The sequence below is a fragment of the Paramaledivibacter caminithermalis DSM 15212 genome, from assembly GCF_900142245.1.
In the GTDB taxonomy this organism is placed as follows: Bacteria; Bacillota; Clostridia; order Peptostreptococcales; family Caminicellaceae; genus Paramaledivibacter; species Paramaledivibacter caminithermalis.
Window position 1 is genome coordinate 57,193 of the sequence record NZ_FRAG01000006.1, and the last position, 24,700, is coordinate 81,892.

At 30.3% G+C, this 24,700-nt stretch carries 26 protein-coding genes; 9 read left to right on the forward strand and 17 right to left on the reverse strand.

All coding sequences use genetic code 11. The annotated features are described in order from the left end of the window. Positions 1 to 80: 80 nt before the first annotated feature. Positions 81 to 1,016 carry an AEC family transporter gene (locus tag BUB36_RS03780; RefSeq protein WP_073147178.1) on the forward strand — a complete coding sequence of 312 codons (936 nt, stop codon included), beginning with the start codon at positions 81 to 83 and terminating at the stop codon, positions 1,014 to 1,016. Between the two features lies 1 nt (position 1,017). Here BUB36_RS03780 and BUB36_RS03785 read toward each other — a convergent pair whose 3' ends face one another. Next, a complete protein-coding gene (locus tag BUB36_RS03785) occupies positions 1,018 to 2,067 on the reverse strand; it encodes an FAD:protein FMN transferase (RefSeq protein ID WP_073147180.1) in 1,050 nt (349 codons plus the stop codon). A gap of 353 nt (positions 2,068 to 2,420) precedes the next feature. On the opposite strand from BUB36_RS03785, the gene BUB36_RS03790 reads away from it, so the two are divergent. The 4 genes from BUB36_RS03790 to BUB36_RS03805 all read left to right on the forward strand — a co-directional run bounded on the left by BUB36_RS03790 (position 2,421) and on the right by BUB36_RS03805 (position 5,548). Further along, the gene (locus BUB36_RS03790; protein ID WP_073147182.1) at positions 2,421 to 3,110 is read left to right on the forward strand and encodes a DUF969 domain-containing protein; all 690 of its coding nucleotides are present in this window, start codon (positions 2,421 to 2,423) and stop codon (positions 3,108 to 3,110) included. 8 nt (positions 3,111 to 3,118) lie between these two features. After that, positions 3,119 to 4,036, forward strand: a complete 918-nt coding sequence (locus BUB36_RS03795) for a DUF979 domain-containing protein (RefSeq protein WP_073147184.1) — start codon at positions 3,119 to 3,121, stop codon at positions 4,034 to 4,036. A gap of 83 nt (positions 4,037 to 4,119) precedes the next feature. Beyond that, positions 4,120 to 4,761, forward strand: coding sequence for a pyroglutamyl-peptidase I (gene pcp, locus BUB36_RS03800; RefSeq protein WP_073147186.1), 642 nt, complete (start codon positions 4,120 to 4,122; stop codon positions 4,759 to 4,761). A 103-nt stretch (positions 4,762 to 4,864) separates the two neighbouring features. Beyond that, positions 4,865 to 5,548: a Crp/Fnr family transcriptional regulator gene (locus BUB36_RS03805; RefSeq protein ID WP_073147189.1), complete on the forward strand. Its 684-nt coding sequence runs from the start codon at positions 4,865 to 4,867 to the stop codon at positions 5,546 to 5,548. 51 nt (positions 5,549 to 5,599) lie between these two features. Here the strand turns inward: BUB36_RS03805 and BUB36_RS03810 are convergent, their stop codons facing one another. The 4 genes from BUB36_RS03810 to BUB36_RS03825 form a co-directional block, all read right to left on the reverse strand. Beyond that, positions 5,600 to 6,955 carry an ABC transporter permease gene (locus BUB36_RS03810; protein ID WP_073147191.1) on the reverse strand — a complete coding sequence of 452 codons (1,356 nt, stop codon included), beginning with the start codon at positions 6,953 to 6,955 and terminating at the stop codon, positions 5,600 to 5,602. 35 nt (positions 6,956 to 6,990) lie between these two features. Next, positions 6,991 to 8,673, reverse strand: a complete 1,683-nt coding sequence (locus BUB36_RS03815) for an efflux RND transporter periplasmic adaptor subunit (RefSeq protein WP_073147193.1) — start codon at positions 8,671 to 8,673, stop codon at positions 6,991 to 6,993. Then, complete coding sequence (locus BUB36_RS03820) at positions 8,673 to 9,374, reverse strand: ABC transporter ATP-binding protein (protein ID WP_073147195.1); 702 nt, start codon at positions 9,372 to 9,374, stop codon at positions 8,673 to 8,675. Before BUB36_RS03820 ends, BUB36_RS03815 begins: the two co-directional genes overlap by 1 nt. Before the next feature lie 456 nt (positions 9,375 to 9,830). Beyond that, the gene (locus BUB36_RS03825; RefSeq protein WP_073147197.1) at positions 9,831 to 10,139 is read right to left on the reverse strand and encodes a hypothetical protein; all 309 of its coding nucleotides are present in this window, start codon (positions 10,137 to 10,139) and stop codon (positions 9,831 to 9,833) included. A gap of 415 nt (positions 10,140 to 10,554) precedes the next feature. Between BUB36_RS03825 and BUB36_RS03830 the strand changes: the two genes are divergently transcribed. Continuing rightward, complete coding sequence (locus BUB36_RS03830) at positions 10,555 to 12,303, forward strand: hypothetical protein (protein WP_073147199.1); 1,749 nt, start codon at positions 10,555 to 10,557, stop codon at positions 12,301 to 12,303. Positions 12,304 to 13,180: 877 nt separating this feature from the next. Here BUB36_RS03830 and BUB36_RS03835 read toward each other — a convergent pair. Beyond that, entirely contained in the window at positions 13,181 to 13,885 is a 705-nt protein-coding gene (locus BUB36_RS03835) for a hypothetical protein (protein ID WP_073147201.1), read from the reverse strand. Positions 13,886 to 14,001: 116 nt separating this feature from the next. Continuing rightward, a complete protein-coding gene (gene lepB, locus BUB36_RS03840) occupies positions 14,002 to 14,520 on the reverse strand; it encodes a signal peptidase I (RefSeq protein ID WP_073147203.1) in 519 nt (172 codons plus the stop codon). 613 nt (positions 14,521 to 15,133) lie between these two features. Between lepB and BUB36_RS03845 the strand changes: the two genes are divergently transcribed. Further along, entirely contained in the window at positions 15,134 to 16,138 is a 1,005-nt protein-coding gene (locus tag BUB36_RS03845) for a sodium:calcium antiporter (protein WP_073147205.1), read from the forward strand. A 402-nt stretch (positions 16,139 to 16,540) separates the two neighbouring features. Here the strand turns inward: BUB36_RS03845 and BUB36_RS03855 are convergent, their stop codons facing one another. The 3 genes from BUB36_RS03855 to BUB36_RS03865 form a co-directional block, all read right to left on the reverse strand. Then, complete coding sequence (locus tag BUB36_RS03855) at positions 16,541 to 16,768, reverse strand: hypothetical protein (RefSeq protein ID WP_165613022.1); 228 nt, start codon at positions 16,766 to 16,768, stop codon at positions 16,541 to 16,543. A 495-nt stretch (positions 16,769 to 17,263) separates the two neighbouring features. Further along, positions 17,264 to 17,815, reverse strand: a complete 552-nt coding sequence (locus tag BUB36_RS03860) for an NADH peroxidase (protein WP_073147211.1) — start codon at positions 17,813 to 17,815, stop codon at positions 17,264 to 17,266. 117 nt (positions 17,816 to 17,932) lie between these two features. After that, the gene (locus BUB36_RS03865; RefSeq protein WP_073147213.1) at positions 17,933 to 18,337 is read right to left on the reverse strand and encodes a Fur family transcriptional regulator; all 405 of its coding nucleotides are present in this window, start codon (positions 18,335 to 18,337) and stop codon (positions 17,933 to 17,935) included. Positions 18,338 to 18,744: 407 nt separating this feature from the next. Here BUB36_RS03865 and BUB36_RS03870 point away from each other — a divergent pair, with 407 nt between their 5' ends. Then, on the forward strand, positions 18,745 to 18,990 hold the full coding sequence (locus BUB36_RS03870) for a TIGR03905 family TSCPD domain-containing protein (protein WP_073147215.1): 246 nt from the start codon (positions 18,745 to 18,747) through the stop codon (positions 18,988 to 18,990). A 136-nt stretch (positions 18,991 to 19,126) separates the two neighbouring features. On the opposite strand, the gene BUB36_RS03875 is transcribed toward BUB36_RS03870, so the two are convergent. From BUB36_RS03875 to BUB36_RS03890, 5 genes are all read right to left on the reverse strand, one after another. Then, entirely contained in the window at positions 19,127 to 19,384 is a 258-nt protein-coding gene (locus BUB36_RS03875; RefSeq protein ID WP_073147217.1) for a zinc-binding metallopeptidase family protein, read from the reverse strand. 45 nt (positions 19,385 to 19,429) lie between these two features. Beyond that, positions 19,430 to 20,176, reverse strand: coding sequence for a serine hydrolase (locus BUB36_RS03880; RefSeq protein ID WP_073147219.1), 747 nt, complete (start codon positions 20,174 to 20,176; stop codon positions 19,430 to 19,432). A 12-nt stretch (positions 20,177 to 20,188) separates the two neighbouring features. Further along, positions 20,189 to 20,329 (reverse strand): hypothetical protein, encoded by a 141-nt coding sequence (locus BUB36_RS19580; RefSeq protein ID WP_165613023.1) that lies wholly within the window; start codon positions 20,327 to 20,329, stop codon positions 20,189 to 20,191. A 758-nt stretch (positions 20,330 to 21,087) separates the two neighbouring features. Next, positions 21,088 to 21,822, reverse strand: a complete 735-nt coding sequence (locus tag BUB36_RS03885) for a pyridoxal-phosphate dependent enzyme (RefSeq protein ID WP_084111659.1) — start codon at positions 21,820 to 21,822, stop codon at positions 21,088 to 21,090. A gap of 327 nt (positions 21,823 to 22,149) precedes the next feature. Continuing rightward, positions 22,150 to 22,341: an aspartyl-phosphate phosphatase Spo0E family protein gene (locus BUB36_RS03890; protein ID WP_073147221.1), complete on the reverse strand. Its 192-nt coding sequence runs from the start codon at positions 22,339 to 22,341 to the stop codon at positions 22,150 to 22,152. A gap of 382 nt (positions 22,342 to 22,723) precedes the next feature. Between BUB36_RS03890 and BUB36_RS03895 the strand changes: the two genes are divergently transcribed. After that, positions 22,724 to 23,191, forward strand: a complete 468-nt coding sequence (locus tag BUB36_RS03895; protein WP_073147223.1) for a helix-turn-helix domain-containing protein — start codon at positions 22,724 to 22,726, stop codon at positions 23,189 to 23,191. A gap of 80 nt (positions 23,192 to 23,271) precedes the next feature. Here BUB36_RS03895 and BUB36_RS03900 read toward each other — a convergent pair whose 3' ends face one another. Next, a complete protein-coding gene (locus BUB36_RS03900) occupies positions 23,272 to 24,165 on the reverse strand; it encodes a sulfite exporter TauE/SafE family protein (RefSeq protein WP_073147225.1) in 894 nt (297 codons plus the stop codon). Between the two features lie 47 nt (positions 24,166 to 24,212). After that, positions 24,213 to 24,683, reverse strand: a complete 471-nt coding sequence (locus tag BUB36_RS03905) for a glycine/sarcosine/betaine reductase component B subunit (RefSeq protein ID WP_073147227.1) — start codon at positions 24,681 to 24,683, stop codon at positions 24,213 to 24,215. Between the last annotated feature and the right edge of the window lie 17 nt (positions 24,684 to 24,700).

Genomic DNA, 24,700 nt, shown 5'->3' on the forward strand with positions numbered 1-24,700 from the left:
TTTATACACCTTATACATCTTTTATATGTTATAATCATTACTGTACTTTATAATATGTTATTAAGATTGGAGATGTATAAATGCTAAATGGTTTAAATAGTGTATTGACTATCTTTATAATGATAGGTATAGGCTTTATGCTTACAGAAAAAGGTTTTTTTAATGAAGATACTAGTAAACTTTTTTCCAAGCTTGTCGTGAAAGTATCTCTTCCACTAATGATGATTGTAAATATCCCCATGCGATTTAGTAAAGAAAAACTATTGGACTCACTAAACGGTATAATTGTAGCTTTTCTATCTATTTTAATTATATATTTTGTGGCTGTGATTATAGCCCATACTTTTAAAATAGATGATGATAAAAAGGGAATTTTTTATGTAATGTTTACTTTTTCAAATTCTATATTCATTGGACTTCCTATAAATATATCATTGTTTGGTGAAGATAGTGCTACATACGTATTTCTCTTTTATATTGCTAATACAAGCTTATTTTGGACATTAGGTACATATAATATAAGGAAAAGCGGTTCAAATCAGGCAAAAAAAATCTCTGCAATAGATTCTCTAAAAAAAATCCTCTCTCCTCCATTAATTGGTTTTTTGATTGGAATAATTTTAGTTCTATTAGATATAAATTTGCCTGAATTTATTGTAAATTCCTTTAGATATATTGGAAATATAACAACTGCTTTATCTATGTTTTTTATTGGTATTGTTATATATTCAATAAAATTCGATGATATTAAACTAGACCTTTCTAGTATACTGGTATTTATAGGCAGATTTTTAATCGCACCACTGGTAATGTTTATGTGTCTTAAGATATTTAAGCTACCAAATTTACTAAACAAGGTATTTATTGTAGAAGCGGCTATGCCTATAATAACTCAGTCAGCATTAGTCTCAGAATTTTATGGAGTTAACTCAAAATATGTTTCCTTGATGGTTGGACTTTCAACAGTTTTGACTATATTAATTATACCTATTTATTCAATTATCTTGATAAGATAAATTATTCTATTAATTCAAAATTTGTGTTCGTTAAGTTAAATTTTCCTTTAAGTCCAGATGTTATATAAACCTTCGAATCATTAGTAATAAATATTGCATCAGCATTATCTAATTTTTCAATGAGCTCTATCCCTTTATCAAGCCCTAAGACAAAAGCTGCTGTAGATAAAGAATCAGCATCTATGGAACTTCTAGCAATTATTGAAATCCCTGCTAAATTGTTTTCTACAGGATAACCTATATAGGGATCTAATATATGATGATATCTCTTACCATCTTCTTCAAAATATCTTTCATATACTCCTGAAGTAACAACAGTTTGGTCAGAAGCTTGTACTATACCGATATGATTTCCCCTTGATAAATTTGGATCTTGAACACCAATATTCCACGGTGTCCCATCTTGTTTATTCCCATAGGCAAATATATTTCCACCAAGATTTATGATTGCATGTTTTATATTGTTTTCCTTAAGAATATTTACAACTTCATCGGCTCCATATCCCTTGGCTATTCCACCCAAATCAAGCATCATTCCCTCTTTTTTTAACATAACACTTTTTTCTGATTCATTCAAAATTACATTATTATAATCTATTAGTGATTTTTTATTTTCTATTTCTTCCTCAGTAGGAACTTTAGCATATTCCGTTCCAATGTTCCATAATTTAACAAGGGGGCCAATTGAAATATCAAACTTTCCCTCAGACAGCTGCGAAAAATATTTTCCTCTCTTAATTACATAAAAAGTATCATCAGACACTTTTACAAAATCTTTTCCTGCATTAGAATTAATTGCTATAACTTCACTGTTATCAATATTTATTGACATTTTCTTATCTATTTCTCTTAACTTACCAAATGCTTTATTAAAAACCTCTTCAGAAGCATTATCGTAAATCTTTATAGTTGCTACTGTCCCTAAAACAAATTCTGTCTTTGAAACTGGTTGATTATTAACTCTTTTTATATTATTTGAGCAACCTGTAGCTATAGAAATAATTAATATTGCAATAGATAAAGCAACTATAATCCTATGTTTATTTGCCATTTCAATTCCTCCGTAAAAAGACATGTATTTTACCACATTATATTATACCATATATGCAAAATATAAAAGCAAAAGATTATATCCTCCTATGGCAAAATATTTTTCATAAAGATACCTTGTTGCTTCAATATTTCACTTACATTTAAATATCTTTATTGTTCATCTGATATCATTAAAAATAATTAAAATTTTAAAAATTTGTAGTCTGGAATACAGAAATTAATTTGAAACTCAATTTATAATATTCTTACAATTGATAGGCCTATCATACATTTTTGCTTATTTAATAATCTCTATTAATAAGCATCTAAAAATCTATTTCATAAATAAAAAATTTAAGGAGGTACTTATATATGCTAAAGCTCATAGGTGTTCTTATCATATTAATCGGCTTCATAAAGAAGTATAACACCATAGCCGTAGTTCTTGTTGCTGGTATAGTAACAGGATTAGTTGGCGGACTTGGTTTTATTGAGATTCTCAATATTATTGGTAGTGCATTTGTTAAAACAAGATATATGACATTATTTTTATTAACTTTACCTGCAATCGGCGTATTGGAAAGATATGGTCTAAGAGAACGTGCTTCTACTCTTATCAAATCAATAAAATCTGTTACAACAGGAAAGGTTTTAACCGTATATACACTTGCTAGAGAAATAGCAGCTGCTTTTTCATTAAGATTAGGCGGACATGTTCAGTTTATTCGTCCTTTAGTACACCCAATGGCCCATGGAGCTGCCGAAATTAATTTTAGTAAGGTTGATGAAAAAGAAGAAGACATCATAAAAGGTTATTCAGCTGCTGCTGAAAATATTGGAAACTTTTTTGGTCAAAATGTTTTTGTTGCATCAGGTGGTGTACTGTTAGTTGTCGGAACACTAGAGGAACTAGGAATTAAAGTTACTCCTCTTAACGTATCAAAATCCGCTATTCCTATAGCTATTATAGCATTTATATACGCTGTAATCCAAAATTATATGCTTGATAAAAGACTTGAAAGAAAATCACATACAAAAACAATAAAAATGGAAGGAAAGTAGGTGTAAGCATGAAAAATATGCTATTAGAAATTTTTTATGTTCTTGCAGGACTAGTATCTATAGCAGCTGCAATATATGCTCTCAAGGATAAAAAACATCCAGCACCACAAGGTACTGCAGCTTTTTGGGGAATTTTCGGTCTAATATTTATAATAGGTAAATACTTACCACCAGCTTTAGTTGGTTTCCTTATACTAGTTATGGGAGCTTTAACCGCAATGAATAAAGTTACATTTGGTTCTTTAAAAAATTCAGATGAAGCATCAAGAAAAGAAAGTGCTAATAAGCTTGGCAACAAGCTATTTATGCCTGCATTAACTATAGGTGTAGTTGCATTCGCTGTTGCTCAAGCTTTGCCAAAATTAGGAGGGCTAGTGGGATTAGGCTTTGGTTCAGTTCTAGCTACACTATATTGTCTAGGAATAACAAAATCCGCACCTTCAAATTTGACATATGATGGTAGCCGCTTATTACTACAAGTAGGTGCTGCTTGTATACTTCCTCAATTATTAACAGCTTTAGGATCATTATTTAAAGCTGCTGGAGTTGGTGAAGTCATAGCTTCTGGAATTGGAGGAATCATTCCAGAAGGAAATATACTAGCAGGCGTAATTGCATATTGTGTAGGAATGGCATTATTCACAATGATTATGGGAAATGCTTTTGCAGCCTTTGCAGTTATTACTGCTGGCATTGGAATGCCCTTTGTATTTTCCCAAGGAGCTAATCCAGCCATAGCTGGCATATTAGGATTGACTGCTGGTTATTGTGGCACGCTTATGACTCCAATGGCAGCAAATTTTAATATAGTTCCCGCTGCTGTTTTAGATACCAAAAATAAAAATAGAGTCATTATTTCACAGGTTCCATTTGCTCTAGCACTTTTTGTTACACATATAATTTTAATGTATATCTGGGCATTTTAGATAATCTTTAGCTAGTCTATTCTATAATTTTCTTATTCATAAATATTAATGCAGTTATTTAACTGCTATAAGGAGCTGATAATTTGAAAATATTGATAACAGGATTCACTCCATTTGGTGGCGAAAAAATCAATCCCTCCTATGAAGCTGTTAAACTTCTAGATGATGTGATAGCTGGAGCCAAAATTATTAAATTAGAAATACCAACTGTATTTCGCAAATCAATTGAGGCTTTAGATAAAGCTATTAAATCTGAAAAACCTGATATTGTGATGTGTATTGGGCAAGCAGGAGGAAGATTTGAAATTTCAATTGAAAGAATCGCTATCAATATAGACGATGCAAGAATTGCAGATAATGAAGGAAATGTACCTATAGATGAAACAATTTACCCAGATGGCGAAAATGCATATTTTTCAAATCTACCTATAAAGGCTATGGTCAAAAAAATTAGAGAAAACAATATTCCTGCAAACGTGTCTAACACTGCTGGGACCTTTGTCTGCAATCATATAATGTATGGATTGCTTTATCTAATAAATAAAAAATATCCAGACATAAAAGGCGGATTCATTCATGTTCCTTTTATTCCAGAACAAGTGATGGATAAGAGAAATATGCCTTATATGACTTTAGATGAAATTGTAAATGGTCTGACTTATGCGATAGAAGCAGTTGTAGAAAACAAGGAAGACATAAAGCTATCTTGTGGGAAAATATGTTAAGTTTATAAGACTAATATCTTTCATTTTCTTTTTAGTATAATATCTTAAATCCCTCCAAATTTCTGATATAATAGTAGTATCCAGATTTTTTGGGGGGTTTTTAATGTATAAGGAGCTATTTGATTTAGAATCACAAAATGAAATGACTTCTTTTTTCTTAGATAACTTATCAAAACTTGGTACTAATAGATTATATAAAAAGGGAGAAGAAATCAATCCAGATCATGCTGATGAAGTATATATTGTAATTAAAGGAAGCTTAAAGGAAGTTTTATATAGTACAGATGGAGATGAAATATGCTTTTTTAGGCTTCCAAAGGGTACTATTTCAGGAGAAATGGACTATTTTGATGGCTATAGAACCTGTGTCATTACGAAAGCTATACAAAACAGCATAGTATCTGCTGTACATAGAAGTATTTTGGAAAAAGAATTAGAAAAAAATCCAAAGATTTATAGATATTTCATCCATAGTATTACTAGAAAATATCGTTTATTGATGCTTAAAATAACTGATGACAAATTCAATGATTCTATTGGTAAAGTAGCCAGTACACTATTACGTTTCGCAGCTCTCCAAGAAGGAGAACCTAAAAACAATACTAGAATCAAATATCAATATACCTACACCCATGAGGAACTAGCTAAATATCTAGGTTGTTCAAGAAGTACTATTACAAATGTTTTAAAAAATTTTAAGGAAAATAATCTTATAGATGTTCAAAATAGACGTGTAATAATAAAGGACGTGGATGGCTTAAAAAAATATACTAAATCAATATGGTAAAAACAAGGAAAAGTGAGTCTTCTCCTTGTTTTTTATCTATAATTATTATTTTTACTGACTCCTCAAAGCTTCTACTGGTGGTACTGAGGATGCTGATATTGCAGGATATACCCCAAACAATAATCCTGAAGACAATGCAACAACTGTTGCTATCTTTATAGCTTTAAAACTAACAGCAGTTTCAAATCCTTGACCTTCAAATATGTTCAAACCCCAAATTCCAGCAGCAATACCTGCTACTGAACCTATTAGACTTACATATAACGCTTCTAAAAGAAACTGTAATAAAAGGTCAGTTTGTTTTGCTCCTAAAGCCCTTCTAACTCCTATCTCAGTTCTCCTCTCTGTAACTGAAACAAGCATTATATTCATAATGCCAAGACCACCTACTAAAAGAGAAACCGCTGCAATGCCTCCAAGTAACAATGTCATGACTCTATTAGCTTTATCAGCTTCCTGTACAAGTTGATTAAGACTAGTAATGCTTATTAGTTCATCTCCTGCACTTTGTAGAAGTGGATTTGGTACCTCTGGTTCCATGGGTTCCATATTATTCATGGTACTCATATCGTCAAATTCCATCTCATCGTTTCCTCGAGGTCTGTCTTCTTCGCCACCTGCTTCTGAAATAGTACTATGAGTAGGTGCTTTCTGATCAAGTCCAAGCTTTCTTCTGAAAATCCTTCCAAGCTGAACAATAACTAAGTCTGCCTCCTTTTCTGAAGAAGCCTTCCCCCAGATAGCATCGACTGTCCTTTTTTCTGCTATTTTTAATGCTGATGTATATGGAATAACTATTTTATTATCAATATCATCTGCTTTACCCTCACCCTTTGGATTAAGAACACCAATAATTCTGTATGTGTTTCCATTTAAAGTGATAGATTTGCCCACTGGGCTTCTGCCTCCTAAAAGGTTAACTCCTATATTGTATCCTAAAACTGCTACAGGAATTCTTTGCTCTACATGTGCCTTTGTAAAAAAATGCCCTAAGCATAATTTATGATCTCTTATAATGGGAAATTCATTATCCACACCGACGATATCAACCTTTCCCCTTATTCTTCTCCATTTTAAAGATGTTTTTGTATTGACTACTGGAGTGGCAGCTTCTAGTCCTTGTACTATTTCTACAAGCTCCTCACTATACTCTGGATCAAACTCCACAGAAGAATCATGAGCAGTAATTGTGATAACATTAGACCCAAAGCTTTCAAATTGCTCCACAACTGCCCTTCTGGCTCCTTCGCCTATACCCATTAAGCTAACAACTGAAGCTACACCTATTGCAACTCCAAGTATGGTAAGTGCAGAACGCAATGGATTGGCTAAAATCCCATGCAAAGCCATTTTCGTAGTAAACCACCATCTTACTAAAAAGGAGCCTCGTTTCTTGTTATTTTGCATAATTCATTCCTCCTTTATTAGATATTAGCGGCATACTAATTATCTTTATCCTTGTCCCCTGTTTTATCAGTGCTTGGAAGTATACTATCCTTATCACCTAAACGTTGACTTGGAAGTAAGTCAATTGTACTCCCCGTTATAACCTTGTCGCCTTCCTTAAGCCCTTCCTTTATCTCTGCTACTCTTGTATTCATCAAACCTAATTTTACTGGTACTGCCTTGACATTGCCATTTTCATCAAGAATTTCTACCATGGTCTTACCTTCTTCATCAAAAACTGCTTCCATAGGTACCAATAAAACATCTTTAGCACTTCCTGCATCTATATAACCCTTGGCCTGCATCCCAGGTTTTAGCTGTGAATTGCCTTCAATATCAATACGTATAGGATATTTTGTTATTCCAGTACTATTACCTCCACTGGATGTTCTTATATCCACTACCTTACCTTCAAACACTTCACCTGGAAGAGCATCAAAAGTAATTCTAACTGGTGCGTCTATCTTAACATTTAGTACATCTATATCGTCTATTTGTGAATATAGCTCCATTGACTCTACATTGAATAAATCACATATATATTGACCTGGTCTTACAGTCTCTCCAGGCTGTACATCTAACCAATTAATTATACCATCAGCTGGAGCTCTAACCTCAAGATTATTCAGCCCTTGTTTAAGCTCGCTAATTTCTTCCTTTATTTGCTTTATTTTATAGAGCCTTTCCTCTATTGTATCTTGTATATTTTTACTTGCCATAGTAACTATAGGATCGCCCTTTTTAACTTTTTGCATTTCATCCACATGTATTTCTGTTACAACTGCTTTAGCAGTATTTGAAACTTTTTGTTCCTTAGCAAATCCTTCTACTTCAGCATCATGGGCAAAAAAACTAACGGAAGTCTCATTATTCCTGATTCCTACTTTAACCTTCATTTCATTTTGAACCAAACCTGGGTTTTCTGCTTCTATTTCAACTATATGCACAAATCCCTGTGCAAATGTTTGTCCTCCTATTTCTTCGTTATATGGTATTGGGTTTGGATTCATCTTAGTAACTTTACCTGTGTAGAAAGAATCAAAATTAGGGAATTTTAAAACAACTTCATCACCAACCTTTAAGCTCTTATATTCATTAATAGTAAGATTGGCCTTTACTTTAAAGGTTGAATCATCAACTATTCTTGCTATAACCTGACCAATTTCAAGCTCTTTAGCTTCTTCAACTTTAATATCTATAATGGTACCATCAATAGGAGCTTTCAGAACAATACCTTTTGAAGGGTTGAGGTCATATACTTCATCTGTACTTACACTTGCCATATTAGCTAACTGTTCAACCTGTGTTCTTAATTCTTCTTCTCTTTCTTTGATTTTTGAATTTAAACTTGCAGCATCAAGAGTAACGATTACTTGATCCTTCTTTACGCTATCCCCTTCTTCAACAAAAATCTCTTCAATTTTATATTCTACCATACCCCAGTCAAAATATCGTCTTTCTCCTCCTACCCTTATTCCATTCGATCTGGATCTTGCAGCTTCCAATCTTCCATTGACCTCAACTCCTACAGAAATATCTCCACGTACAACTTCCTTTGTGGAGTATATAGGCCCTTGCGTATCTTCTATATCCTTTGGCATAAGCTCTTTATAAGCATAGAATCCTCCTCCAAGTACAACTACTAATATTATTAGTATCATTGTAATTCTTTGAAACATTATACTGCACCTCCCGATTGTATTTCTTCAATTTTTTCTATTACTCCATCTAAAATATGGTATATCTTGTGTCCATGTAGTGCAACATCATAGTCATGGGTTACCTGAACGACAGTCATACCTAACTCCTTGTTCAATTTTTTAAAAATATCCATAATATTACTGCTTGATTTTGAATCTAATGCTCCTGTCGGCTCGTCGGCAAGTATTACCGCTGGCTCCATTGTAATTGCCCTTGCTATTGCTACTCTTTGCTTTTCTCCACCAGATAATTGTGAAGGTAAATGATTCAATCTATCCCCTAAACCAACTATTTCCAATGCCTTCGTAGCCTTTTTCTTACGTTCATTCCCCCAAACCCCTCTGTATACCAATGGCAACTCAACATTTTCTCTAGCACTTAAGTGTGATAGTAAATGAAAATGCTGAAACACAAACCCTAAAAATTCATTTCTAATATCAGCAAGCTTAGAATCACCAAGTTTTTCTACTCTATTATTATCTATCTCATACGTACCTGAAGTTGGTATATCCAAACAGCCTAATATATTTAGCAAAGTAGATTTTCCAGATCCAGATGGACCCATTATTGAAATAAATTCTCCTCTATCTATTTGTAAATCGATTCCCTTTAATACATCAACACTGAGTTGCCCCATTTTATAGCTATGATATATGTCCTTTAATTTTAATAATGACAAATTCTTCTCCCCCCTTTGTTAAAACTACACCTGTTTTTGTTAGACAAATCCTAGAGTGTTTTTGTTCCAATATTTTTCTGTTTTATTCGGATAAAATCAATAAATTTTCATAACCCTGTTTCCATATTTTTATAGCTTTACCACTGTAAATTATAACATATTATTAAAAGAATAATTCTTACAAAATAATTACGATTTATAAAAAAGCTTTGAATATAGGATTTACATAGTAATTTTAAAGTTGAAGTTTTGCAACAAAGGCGTCTGACGACGCATTTTAGTTGCAAGTTACACGTTTCAAGTTTTAAAGTCATTTTTTTAGGTACTAAAAACCTCAATCTCTGCTTCTGAAATTTACTGATAATAATTTTCATTTATTCTCTGTTACTTGAATTTACCTAAATTAAAGCATACAATTTCATGTAAAAAAAAGCCTTATATCGGCTTTTATCAATTTTATTTTAAAATATGGCTAATTAAAGTGTATCTCAACTTTTCAAATGGCATAAGCTTATCTGCAATTGTAATTATCAAGCTTATTATTCCTGCTAAAGCACCTATTTTATAAAATCTCTCAAGGTTTTTCTTCTTTCTATATTCTTCAATCTCATACTGCCAAGCATATTTTCTATTTTCACTTTCTTGAAAAATTTCATTTGACGTATTATTTATTTTAGCTAAATTGGGATTTGTAGTTTTCATTATCCCAAGTATCTCATTTTTATTCTTTTCAAACTCCATGTCATTATATACTAACTTTTTCACCTATACCCCTCCTACAAATTATTATTTTTCTACAAACTTCTATTTTTCCCTTCAAACTTTTAATTAAAATACTGTTTTTTTTCATATTTAGGCATAAAGTACTATTAGAACAAATTGTCATATGACACTTTGTTCCATTTATGCAGATTAAAATTTTTATATAATAGCAGGAATTTGAAAACAAATGAAGAATTTGTTAAGTTGGTAAAAATTTTTTGTGTATTTGAAGAATTTTGTTCTCAATAAGGATTTATTGTCGATATAGATATTCCAATAAAACAGTTAGCTTATACATATCAAAAATCCTTAAAATCTCTGGACATTTTGATATTTATAAATTAAGTTTCACTATTAGAAATCTATATATTTTAAAATACATAATCAAATATAATGTATAAAAAGGTAGGTAATCAATATGGGTAGTTCATACACCGATAAATATAAAATACTTAAAACTTTCAAAAAAGATACTCTCCAAAATGTATTGATTGGCTCTAATAAAGAAAACGATAGTAATGTTGTTGTTATTAATATTCTATATAAGGATAAAACATTCGAAGTTCTATCTAAATTGCAGCTTTCGAAGGGATTGCATAATTTAGTGCATTTAGAAGAAAATCAAAATTCTTTGATTGTTATAACTGAGTATAAGGAAGGAACTCCTTTAGATGTATACTTAAGCTATTTTGATACTACCCTTAAACATAAAATTAATTTAGCTTACGAATATATGACTAAAATAGTTAGATACGATATTTTTCACAATTCGGTGAAAAAAGTATTAATTGATGAATCTCAAATAAATATAAAGAATGGTGAACTTCATTTTAGCGAATTATTATTTCTAAATGATGATTTTTCTGACCCAATAAGTTTTAATATCATTGCTTCTAAGATAGCAAGCATTATAGAAAAAATAGTTTTTACAAAAACTAACACTCAAGATATATACTACCAATCAGAAGCTAAAAAGATTACAGAATTTATAAATAGACTAAGAAAAGATGCCAATAACTTTAATAGCATCGAAGAAGTATATGACGCCTTTAGAAAAATATATATTTATAATTTTTTTATGGATGAGGAGTATAAACTAGACAATAAAGATAAAGAGGCTTTACACCTTAATGAAAAAAACAATAATCTACCCCATAACAAAATAATAGGATTCAACGAAATGGATAACCTTAAAAATAACAGTAAAAAATTGGATGTTGATAAATCCATTAAAGCTGGGTTAGCTATGTCCTCAAATAATAGGATTATGAATTCAAATGAAATATTAATTGGTAATGAAGAAAACGCTTTTGATTATGAAAATCCTAATGAATATAAAAGAAAAAGCAGAAATTATATGCCTATAGTAGTAATAGGTGGAATTCTAGTAGTTATACTTTTATTTAGCATACTATATAAACCTGTATTAAACTTTTTAAATTTATCTACAACCTCTTCCCATACTAAAACTGAAGCTTATTTCGAATATAGCAAAATTTCTTCTAATACATATTATTTTGAAAACAAAAGCAAGATTTTTGGAAAAGATAACGATACAACTCAAATATCATGGCAAATATATAAGAGAGATAAACTTGTTGAAGAAATCAATGATGAACCAAGCCTAAAAATTAGATTCGAAAACCAAGGTGAATACAGAATAGTTTTAACAATAACAGATAAATATGGAAACACCGATAATTATGATGAAATTATATACAATAATACAATGGAAATAGATGAGTTGAAAAACAAAATAGAATCTGAAGAAAAGCTTAATAATTTAAGTCTTGTTTATTCTAATGAATCTATAGTAAAGGATTATAATGCCTATAGAAGTGGTGACCATTCCTTAAAGCTTGGTAAAAAAGGAAAGTTTAATTCACAAAAAATTATTATAGATAAAATAAATATTACTGATGTCCCATCTCTTTCTATGTGGATTGCTCCAAGCTCAAAGGAAAATATAAAAATATTAGTAAGGGGTTTCAAAAACAATAAATCTCAATTTCTAAAGCATGTAACATTTAGTCCAAAGGAAATCAATACTTGGGAATTAGTTGAAATTAGCGGACTATCTGAAAATATTGATAAAATTGAAATAACATTTAAAAATTTCAATTCTCCTATTTGGTTAGATGATATTATAATAGGATCATATAAATAGAGTTATAAAATAACTTTGTGCTCCTTTAACAAATCTGTTTCAATCCCTTTAGATGCAATATTATGCTTGATATAAAAATACCTGTCAAGGTTGAAATGAACGGATTTAAACCCGACCCTGATAGGTATTTTTATATCAATATTTAAATATTTACAGGGTATTAAAAAAATGCCTTAGACACACAGGTTTAATTACATACCCTTCCATAGGTAAAACAATAAATTTTACTGACCTATGGCATACTTTCCCCATTATAAAAAATTATTGGCAAAATTATACGATTTTATGTATATAATCATAAAATTTTGCCAATAATATAAATAACTCAATAAATTACATATCTAATCTCTTATACATTCATCTTGTCAGCTAGGAGAATATTTTCCTTTAGACACACATTATATAACAGACTCTAAATAGCAAAAAATAAGATAACCGATTCTTATACAATCAATAAGAATCGGTTATTAATCAGATTCTAATTCACTTAAAAGCTTTAAATCTTCTAACTGTATTGAATCCTCATTCCTTTCCTTCTAAACAACCAAACATTACAATACTTCTATTTCTACAATACTAATATAATGTTGTCTAATTAGTTAAATAATTATTTTATATACGAGCTGCCATCTTCATATTTATTCTACAAAACTAGTAAATATTTAAGCTAAAAATTTCTTTGACAATTTTATAAACTTCTAATCTATACCACTATTTAAAAAAGTGAATTAGAATCTGTCTTAAGAAGATTACTCTTCTTATATATATTATATCATAAAATTCATGAAATATTCATGTATTGTTAGAAAATTCTATTAATTTTTTGTCATGCTTTCCAATACTTTCATTGTTAAGCTGTTTCCATTTATTAGTAATATTATTGTTTTTCTTCTATTCTCTCTTTTACATTTTCTACTTTTTCCTTAATCCATTCTGTATGATTGCTTAAGTTTTCAAATATTTCATCTAATATATCATTAACTTTATCGGTATCTTCTTCTTTAACTGCCTTAATTAAAGCTTTCCTAAGCTCCTTCATATTTTCTCTTTTCTCTTTAAACTTCTCTCTCTTTTCTTCTCTTTTTTCTTTCCAAGCTTCTCTTTTTTCTTTAAAATCACCTTTTATCTCTTCCATAAAATTTTTAAACTCTTCTTTTGCCTCTTCTTGTGTAATCTCTTGATTTTCTACCTTATTGTTAAGTTCTTCTCTAAAGGCCTTTATTTCTTCTTTTTTATTTTCCTTTTTTTCACCAGTTAATTCCTTAAGCTCAGCACGTAATGTCTTTAACTCTTCCCTTAATTCCTTTCTTTCTTCAAATAAATCCTTCCAATCCTCCAGATCCTCTTGTGCATATTTTTCAATAACACTAAGTAATCTTCCATGGTCTAATTCTTTAAATTTATTAATATTTTCTTTGAAGCTTTGTCTTTTTTCTTTTAAAATTTGTCTTTGTTCAACCCCTGCCTTTTTGTTATCATCTTTTATACTGCCTTCATTTGCAAATGCTGTAGTTGGAACTAATAAAGCTACTGCTAAAGTTGTTGTTACAACTCCTTTAAATAGTTTTGAATTTCTTAACATTTTTCCACACTCCTTAATTTATTTTTTTATCCCCCTCTTTATGTTTATTATAAATTCTTATTTTAAAATAAATTTGTGATAAATGTGGAAAAAGTATGTGAAATGACACTTTATATCTAATCAACCCTTCCTATTCTATTTAATGGGAATAACCTCACTAATACCTTCCCTTGTATATTGTCTATGCTAAAGGTTCCTAGTTGTCTACTGTCCAAGCTTTGTGACCTATTATCCCCCATTACAAAAACATGATTATCTGGAACTGTTATTTTAACATCTCCAGGTGTATAATCTCCATTGATATAATCTTCTACCAATTCTTCACCATTTACATAAACCTTCCCGTCCTTAACAACCACTTCATCTCCTTCTACACCAATTACTCTTTTAATCAAATTTTTCTCTTTACCTTGGGCTGTTTTTAAAGCAGTTTTAAACACTACTATATCTCCTTTTTGTGGCTCATGAAATCTATATGAAATCTTATTAAGTATCAAATAATCATTGGGATTTAATGTTGGATACATTGAGTGTTGTTTTACCAAAGTAGGTCTTGCTATAAATGTAGTAATGAAAAGAGCAATAACTATAGATACAGCAATTGTTTTTATCCATTCAAATATTTCTTTAGTCATTTTCTAATCTTCCTTTCTGTCAACAAAATATTATGAAATTTTACTTACTGCCATGCATACATTAATAGTAATTCTTTATAAATCATTGATTTCCTTTATAATTTTAGATTTTTTAATTAAAAATAATATTTGAAGAAATTGTCTAATTAATACAGAAAAAAAATTAGAAATATTTTAGTATATATGATTGACAAAGCTTATAAATTTCCCTATAATTACTATCAAGAATAGAGGGAGTAACTGACCTGTAAAGGGATCAAAGTCGTCATTACGGAAACAATGATTTTCCCGGCTTTGATGGCAAATTTGTCTAGTGAGACTCTACGATTAACTTACGTTAATTGTAGGGTTTTTTTATTTGAATTTATTTTTTAAATTTACACCACATTGTTTCTGTGCCCATTTTTTATTTTTCAGATACTCTCTTAAATCAACTCGTTGTGCCAGCGTCTATCACAAGAGTTTTAGAAATAACTAATTTATTCAGCTAGCTGTACATGAAACAAAGCTACACCAACATGAAATGAAAATATATATTTTCAGAGTAGCACAATGGGTTAAATTATATTCTTCAATATAAATATCAAACTATGTAAGGAAAGGAAGAACATCAATGGAAAAACTTATTCACATTTATTTAACATCATTTCCAACTATAGCACTAATTTGCATCATAGCTGCTATGCTTTATACTTTAAGTAAAGGAGCAGACATTCTAGTGGATGAAGCTGTTAGTCTTTCCGTACATTGGGGTGTACCAAAAATGATTATAGGAGCAACCATTGTCTCTTTGGGCACAACTCTCCCAGAAGCCACTGTTTCCGTTTTAGCAGCTATACATGGAAATCCTGACCTAGCTTTAGGTAATGCCATCGGATCAATTATTGCCGATACTGGTCTTATAATTGGTCTTGCAGCCCTTATCGGTCATCTTCCAGTTGATCAGACAATCATTAATAGACAGGGCAAGGTTCAATTTTTTTCTGGTATTTTATTAGCTACTGTTAGCCTTCCGGTCTTCTCTAATGGCATAAGCGGTAACATTAGCCAATGGATGGGATGGGTTTTTCTCTTAATTCTAGCAATTTATACTTATATTTCATTAAAATGGGTTAAAGGGTCTGAATCTGACAAAGCTATATTAGCAGAAGAAAAAAGCCCTTTAATTGTTCAAATAATTAAACTTATATTAGGTATAATTCTTGTTATTGGATCTTCAAAGATACTTATACCTGCTGTTGGGATTACAGCTATTCGAGTGGGTATTCCTCAAAGTGTAATCGCTGCTACCCTTGTTGCCTTTGGTACTAGTCTGCCAGAACTTATAACAGCAATTACAGCTGTAAAAAAGGGTCACGGTGAACTTGCTGTTGGTAACATTATTGGAGCAGATATTCTTAACGTATTTTTTGTAGTCGGTAGTGCAGCTGCCGTAACAAAAGGCGGACTTGACGTACCCTTCAACTTTTATAAACTACAGATTCCAACAATGCTTATCATACTCTTTGCATTTAGAATTTTTACAAAAAATAGAAATAATGAAATTTCAAAAAAAGAGGGTCTATTTCTAGCTGGAATTTACTTCGCTTACTTGGCTCTAAACTATATATGGATTTAATTCATAAATAAACATAATTCATAATTAGCAATTAAACTATAACATAGGCAGATTACATAGCTTTCTATGCAGTCTGCCTGTATTCTCAAAATCATTAGGCTAAAATACAATGGAACTATTACATAAAAAACAACATACAACCTATTACACAAGATGCAATATTGGCAAAGATACCATATGCAATTCTTCTCTGTACAGTTTTCTCTGTCAAATATTTTAAATAAATGGTTAATTCAATGAACACTATAAAGATTTCAGCAATAATAAACATAAAAAATCCCGCAAATAATCCATTAGTTATATTACTATATAATACAATAATGTTTAAAATGATTTGTGTTGAGATGTTAACAACAAAAAAAATTACTAAGGATCTTTTCAATGTAAATCCAAACATAATTCCTATAAAGGAACCTTTGTTCCTCCAAGCAAAGCAGGATGAAATCCTTCTTCATCCCTATACTCAGCAAGTTTAGAAACCTTATCCATTTCCTCCTCTGTTATTTCCAGCCAAGAGTAATTAGCATCATCTATTACCAATAAATCAAGCCAATATTTATCTGTGTCTATTCCTCGAACTATTATATCAAGAGAGGGCTTTGGTCCTACATCAGCATTTGCTACTATCATAAAAAACGCTGGCATAATCAAGCCAATGACAGGTATTAACCACCATTTTTTTATATATATTTTTTTTTATTTTTACCTCCATTAATTACACTAGCTAAAAATATAGATTTCCTATAGTAAAACTCAATTTATACATATCAAAATATCCAGAGTTTTTAAGGATTTTTGATGTGTATTATAAATTAACTGTTTTACTGGAATATCTATAATATGCAGTATTTATTATATATAAATATTTCTTTTATATTATATCATATCTTGGTAGTTTTTTACTAAATAGTATTTTGTATATTATACTGTATAGAACAGGAAACGTTATATCTCTATTTTCACTTTTCTCTAAACTATTTCTCAATCCATGGTTTAAAATTAAACTATACCATTGCTTACACGCAAATAAAGAGACAAGCCTATAAAATCTTAGACTTGTCTCTTCGAAGTTTAGATATCCAGTTTGATATTATCTGCATTTGTGAAAATATAGTAATTTTTATATTATTTTCCAAAATATCTTTCTAATAAGCCTTTAAATGCCTTTCCATGTCTTGCTTCATCTTTACACATTTCATGTACAGTATCATGAATGGCATCATAGTTCAATTCTTTAGCTCTTGTTGCAAGGTCCTTTTTACCTTGACATGCACCATACTCTGCATCTACTCTCATTTTTAAGTTTGTTTTTGTATCTGCTACAACAACTTCACCAAGAAGCTCTGCAAATTTTGCTGCATGCTCAGCTTCTTCAAAGGCAATTCTCTTATAGGCTTCTGCAACCTCTGGATAGCCTTCTCTATCTGCTTGTCTACTCATTGCTAAGTACATTCCTACCTCTGTACACTCACCCATAAAATTAGCCTTTAAGCCTTCTACCACCTCTGGATCCAAGCCCTTTGCAACACCTATTTTGTGCTCATCAGCCCACTTTAATTCCTCTGACTGTGCTTGTTCTTTAAACTTATCAGCTGGCACTCCACATTGTGGACATTTTTCTGGTGGATTTTCTCCTTCGTGAATATAACCGCATACAGTACATACAAATTTCTTCATTTCTAATTCCCCCATTATCAAAATTTTTTTTAAAGTATATTATACTAAAGATAACCTTTATAAAACCTTATGTATTATATTAATCACATTAATTTCAAGTTTTAAGTCTGGTTATCCTTATATGCATTTTTTACAAATACCCTTTAGATACAAATGGTATTCATCTACTATAAAATCATCAAGCTCTTTAATTATAGGCATTTCTATTTTAAAATCATATACTTCATTGCATTTTTTACATTTAAAATGTCCATGAAAGGATGTATCTGCATCGTACCTTGTTTCATTGTCTTCAATATTTATTAATAATACAATACCTTTTTCTACAAATAATTTCAAAGTATTATACACGGTAGTTTTTGAGAGTGTAGGAATTTCAGTAACTAACCCTTGATAAATCATATCTACTGTTGGATGATTTCTATATTTTATTAGATATTCTAAAATTTTGATTCTCTGATAGGATGGCTTTATATGATTTTTTTTTAGATATTCATCTATCTCATTAATCTTTAATTTCATAAAATTATCAAACCCTTCACATGTTTTAATTTAAATACACTATAAATTTATGAAATAAGCCTCCTGATACAATTTTGCAACTATTTCATATTTGTAATAATTACAATTATATATTAATATATAATTTATACTTTGTCAATACTTTTTATTAAATTATTTCATTGTTCTAATTCCTATCTCAGAGATTTTAAAAACAAAAAACTTTATTTGCTAACTTGGAGGCTGAAATTGACTTCTCTTTATTATATAAGTTCTTAAAACAAATGCACAAATTAACTCCTATATAAGTATAGTAATAATATATTAACCCGCCAAGCTAGTTTCTATCGTAAGAGCTTTTAAAAACAAAAATCTAATTCACTAGCATAAGCAGTTAAATTAGTCTTTTATAGCAAAGGGAGGATATTATGGTTTATTATATGCCGAGGAGTGTGTGCTCTAAAAAAGTAACTTTTTCTATAGAGAATAATAAAATTAAAGATGTCAAATTTGAGCAAGGTTGTAGTGGAAGCCTGCAAGCAATAAGTAAGCTAATAGAAGGTATGACTGTTGAGGATGCCATCAAAATGCTTAAAGGTATACGCTGTAGAAATAGAAATACTTCTTGTCCAGATCAATTAGCTAAGGCACTTGAACAATATTTAGAAAAGTAAGGTTAAAATAATTTTTTTCTATTAATTTATAAATTTTAATTACTATCATAACAGGTTACATTTAAATAACTCCTTAAGAAAACAATAATTTTCTTAAGGAGTTATCATTATACCAATTATTAACATATCAATTTTTCTACATATTTGCTATAAACAACCCTAACAACCTAAGTCCTACTTCTATAGTTTTATCTCTAGGAAAAAACTTATCACTATGAAGATGATGTTTACTGTCACAGCCTAAATGAAAATATAGAGATGGTTTATACTTGCAAAATGCTGAAAAATCTTCTCCTATAAGAGAAGCTTTAATATTTGTTTTTACTTTTTCATTTCCCAAAATTTCTTTAGCACTTTTTATAAAGTTTAACGTTAAGTCCTCATAATTTTGCATAGGTCATATCTCTTAATTGTATTCTATCCATATAAACCACCTGACCTATTTATAGTAATCATAAACCGCTTTTCCTATATTATTGTTTAACTTAATTCCTTCTATATTCTCTTTAAGGTTTTTGGTTAAAACAATGATAATTATAGAACTGTTTTCCATAAACATTATTCCCACATCATGCTCAACAGCAGGTAAATCTCCTGTCTTATGGGCTATAACAATAGAATCATCTATTAAAGCAGGAAGTTTGTTATTACATTGCTGTCTTTTCATAATATCTATTATTTCTTCCCTTTGTAAGGACTTTTCTAGGATACTTAAAACATCCATTGGGGAAGTATAATTATCAAATCCTTTTGCCTTGGCTTCTCCATCCATCATTTTTCTTTGAAGAACAGTGTCCTTCATTTTATTGTTCTTAATAGTTTGATTAATATTATCCATTCCTAGTAAATCTATAAGTATATTTGTAGCTGTATTATCACTTAAAATAATCATTAAAGTAGCTATATCCTTTAAGGATAAATTTATTCCCTCATGTAATTCCTTTAATACACCGAATCCTCCTACCTTATGACTCTCCTTAAGTAATATTTCTTGTTCTAATGTAAATTCACCCTTCTTTATTCTTTCAAATAATTCCCATAGAATATATAATTTTATAACACTTGCAGCTGGAAATACTGTATCTTCATTGATCATTATACTCTCATTGGTTTCCAAATTTTTAACAATTACACCTACATCTCCATCTACACCCTCTATTATATCATCGATTTTTTTTCTTAACATAGAAGTCCTCCTTTATTTTTTTAGTATATCCTTTGGGTAACTATAGTATATAGTTGAATAACTGTCATTAACAAAATCTGATATCAATTTGAAGTTTTTAGATAAATTATTATGCTGCTTGTCTATTTCACTAAAAATACTATCTTTCCCCATAATCCACCTCTTGCTGTAATATTTTCTACATATAATTTTCTTTATTTAATTTACTTATTATAGTAATTTTATGAATTTTCTCTATTAATATTATATAATTCTCTCCAAATTTCAAGAATAATTTAAATATTATTATGGAAGAAATATTTTTATACATTTATAGGTTGTTGAATAACTAAATTTGGAAATTGGTAATTCCGCTAATTCTCTACATTATAAAATTAGAATCATTTTTATAAAAAATACTTTTGATAGCTAAAATATAGCATTTTACTTTCGGTAAAAATAGTTATTCAACAACCTACATTTAAAAAATACCTCGTCGTAAATATTAATTTTTATGACGAGGTATTTAACTTCTAATTATTTATTAATAGCATCTCCTTCTATATCGAGGTCTACAATAGCATCCTCTTCTATAGGGGTAACATCTATATCTATATGGATAACACCCTCTACTACCAGTTCCAAATAGAAATAGAAATGGCAATAAGTAACCACCTCTACAATAACCATAATACATATTTATCACCTCCCCCTTAAAATGGGTGAAAAATTCTATAGAGATTTCCATAGATGATTAATCATAAGGTTGTCTTATCTCAGTATCAATATATTCATGAATTAAAATATTGTTAATGAAAAAAACAAAGCTTTAAAAATTCCCTTATTCAAACAGAATTAAGGGAATTTTTAAAGCTTTGCTCTATATTTAAATTTGTGTTATATCAGCTCTAAAGATTATATATCTTTATATATTAACCTTTCAGCATTTCTTTGATTTGCTTTGCATCTTTATCACCTCTACCTGAAAGATTAGCTATAATAATCTTATCCTTTGGCAAAGTTTTAGCTAGCTTCATTGTATAGCTCAGTGCATGGGAGCTTTCAAGAGCAGGTATTATACCCTCTGTTTTACTAAGTATTTTAAAAGCTTCTAAGGCTTCTTCATCAGTTATAGTCACATACTCTGCCCTCTTAGAATCCTTGTAAAAACAATGCTCAGGACCTACACCAGGATAATCTAGTCCAGCGGCTATAGAGTGTACCGGTAGATCATTACCATCTTCATCTTGGATTGCATAACATTTAAAGCCATGGATTATTCCCACTTTTCCTGTAGTAATAGAAGCAGCATGATCTGGTGTATCAATTCCCAACCCAGCAGGATCTACTCCAATTATATTTACCTGTGTATCATCATAGAAGGGATGGAATAGACCTATTGCATTACTACCACCCCCAACACATGCTACTAAATAATCTGGAAGTCTGCCTTCCTTCTCTAATATTTGCTGTCTGGCTTCCTTTCCAATTATGCTTTGAAATTCTCTTACCATAACTGGATAAGGATGAGGACCAACTGCAGAACCCAATAAATAGAAGGTATTATCACAATTCCTAACAAAATCATCTAGAGCTGCATCAACAGCATCCTTTAAGGTTTTTCTTCCCGTTGTAGCAGCTACAACCTTAGCACCTAACAACTCCATATACCAAGTCAGCTAGACTCGATGAATTTTCATTTTCAGCTTCATTAATTTGATTTGATAATGTGATAGCCTCTGGTATCTCAATCATATATTTTACCCCCTATACATTAAAAGTAATATAAACATTTCCTATATCAATCCCTTATTTTTAAGGAAAAAACAGATTTATAAAATTACTTAAATGAAATATTAAAATTCTCTAAAGCATCTCAAAACAAAAAAATTTTATTTACTAACTTGGTAGGTTAAATTAAAAAAGATGAACTTCAAAAAATCTTTATTAATAATTGGTTCTTTTATCAGTTCTTGTCCATCCTATGGATGTGTCTAGTCCTTATCTTTTTTTTGTTTCTCTAAGATTTGCCTCTGAATAGAAAAAATATATTTATCAAGCTCTTGACTTAATTTTACTACTTCCTTGGTATGTCCCTGGGTTTTATATATTTCATTTAATTTAAATCGTAATTCATTGATTCGATTATTTATATCTTGTTTATCATCAAATTTTACTTCTTTCATTTAGCACACCCCCCAAAGTATAATTTCATGACTTTAATGGTAATTCATACAAACAAATGTTCGGAATATCTCTTGGTATATTTTAACACAATTAGTCTATGTTTTTCAACTATTATTTCATATTTATTTATATATTACAGGGATGCATATAGGACAAAAGGGGCTATTTACGCTTTATGATTGAAGGTTGTAGGTTGAGGGCATCCTATAACACAAAGATAAATGTAGTTGAAATCATTTACGCCTATATTGCAATTCAAGTATTACTTAATGTCAAGTATTTTGTATAGGAGCAATTGTAAAATCTGTATTACAATTTAATTATACAAGTAATGTATTATAAGCAATTTCTATTTAAAATAAATAAATTTAAGGTGATGTAATGAATTTAATTAAACTTGGTAATATATTAAAAAATAGAAGATTAGAATTAAAATTATCATTAAGAAAAGCTGCTGAACTAATTGGTATAAGTCATAATTATTTATCAATAATTGAGAAAGCACACGATCCTAGAAGCAATGCTCCTATTAAACCAACTTTTGAAACCTTAAAGCTTATAAGTGAAGCATATGAAATGAACATTAATAAATTACTTGTGTTAGCTGGTTATCATGAATATATTAAATCTGTAGAAGAAATATATACTGCTCAAGAACTTTCAAAGCTTGTTCCTGAAGAATATAGAGAAGCTTTCAGAAAACTAAATATGAAGCAAATTCGGTTTGTAAAAAAAATGGTTGATGAGGATATAGATCTAGAAATACTTGGTAATGTAATAGAAAAATTAAAGGAGTTAAAGATATCTTTAGACAGATTGGAAGTCAAAGATAAAAAAGACTATAAATAAGCTTTGACCAATTTTTTCTTTTTTACATAAAAAATAAGCTGCCTCATTTTTAAGACAGCTCCTTGGTTTTTATCAATATACTATTCTTGCACTTTAGCAACCATATTTTCTGGTATTTCTTTATTTTTAAGAGCAGATCTTAACATAGATATGGATGTATACAATACAACTCCTATAACAATCCAAGTTAATGTACTAATTGGTAAAGTTTTAACTAAATAAGTGGCTACAAAAATACCTATAACCCCAACAGTAGAAAAAGCCATTGATGCTTTCCTATTATAGGCACCTTCCTTTACAAATTTAACAGAAGCTACAGGCATTAAGAAGGCACAGGAGCCAAACATAAGAGGAAAGGCAACCTTAGGTGACATACCTAAGAAAAATACAAGTGCCATACAAGGTGCATATAGCCCTATTCCCGCAGTCATCAAAGCTCCTAATATAAAGTTTGCAATTACAGCAATAATCAATTTGCTTCCAGATAGTCCTATAGCTTCTCCACCGCTAGGCATCCAACCTACTTTGCCTGCAAACATTAGAAGTGCAGTGACAAATAAAGCACACCCCATAATTCCTTGGATTTTCTTTTCAGAAAGCTTAGAAACAATGCCCGCACCCAAATAGGCTCCTATTGTTGCTGAGGTCAACATGCTAATAAGCGTTACTGTCTCAACCTCTATAACTGTCATAAATATAAAGCCTTCCACTATTACTGGAATACAATATCCAACATTTAGTGTTCCAGGTATTACCCTGTCATTTGACTGCTTAAAGGTTTTCAGTAGTGCCGCACCAGTAGCAAAGGACCCAATCCCTAAAGCGTCAAAGAAATTAGTAACAAATCCAATAATAGAAACCATTACCCATGAATTATCTTCCAATTGATTCTTATGTTTAGTAAAATCCTTAACAAATACTATTGAAAACCATAAACCCAACAAGCCCAGTAATGATAGGATAATCTTTAGCATCTTCTCCACTCCTTTTTTAATACTAAAAATTTTACAGCATTATATAGTCATCTTTCATTCTTCTTCATCTTTAGCTTTAAAAAAGCCAAAGCTTTTTTACAATCCATATGATTCACATTATTTTCACCAACAACTTCTGTTTCAATGCCCTCTTTTGATTTATTAAAATCAACAATGGTATCCATATATTTATTGGTTACCACAAATTTTGCTTGTGTACCGATAAAACTCAGTCCAACCAATGGAATTTTTCTTTTCCCAATTTCCTCTATGGTATTTGCATAATCAACATGAGAATTCCCCCATCCATCAACTGAAATAATAACTCCATCGGCTCTTAATGCTTCTGCAAGAACAGCTGTTCTCTTACCAACATAATACTTCTCCTTATTACTCTGAGGTGTTCCTACAACTACAACCCCTAATAAATTTACGTCCTCATCATTGGAAACAACCTCTAAAAGAGGATCTCTAAAATGATGCAGTGTCGTCTCTTTAGTAGATGGTCCTATTCCCATTTTTCATCACCTATCCT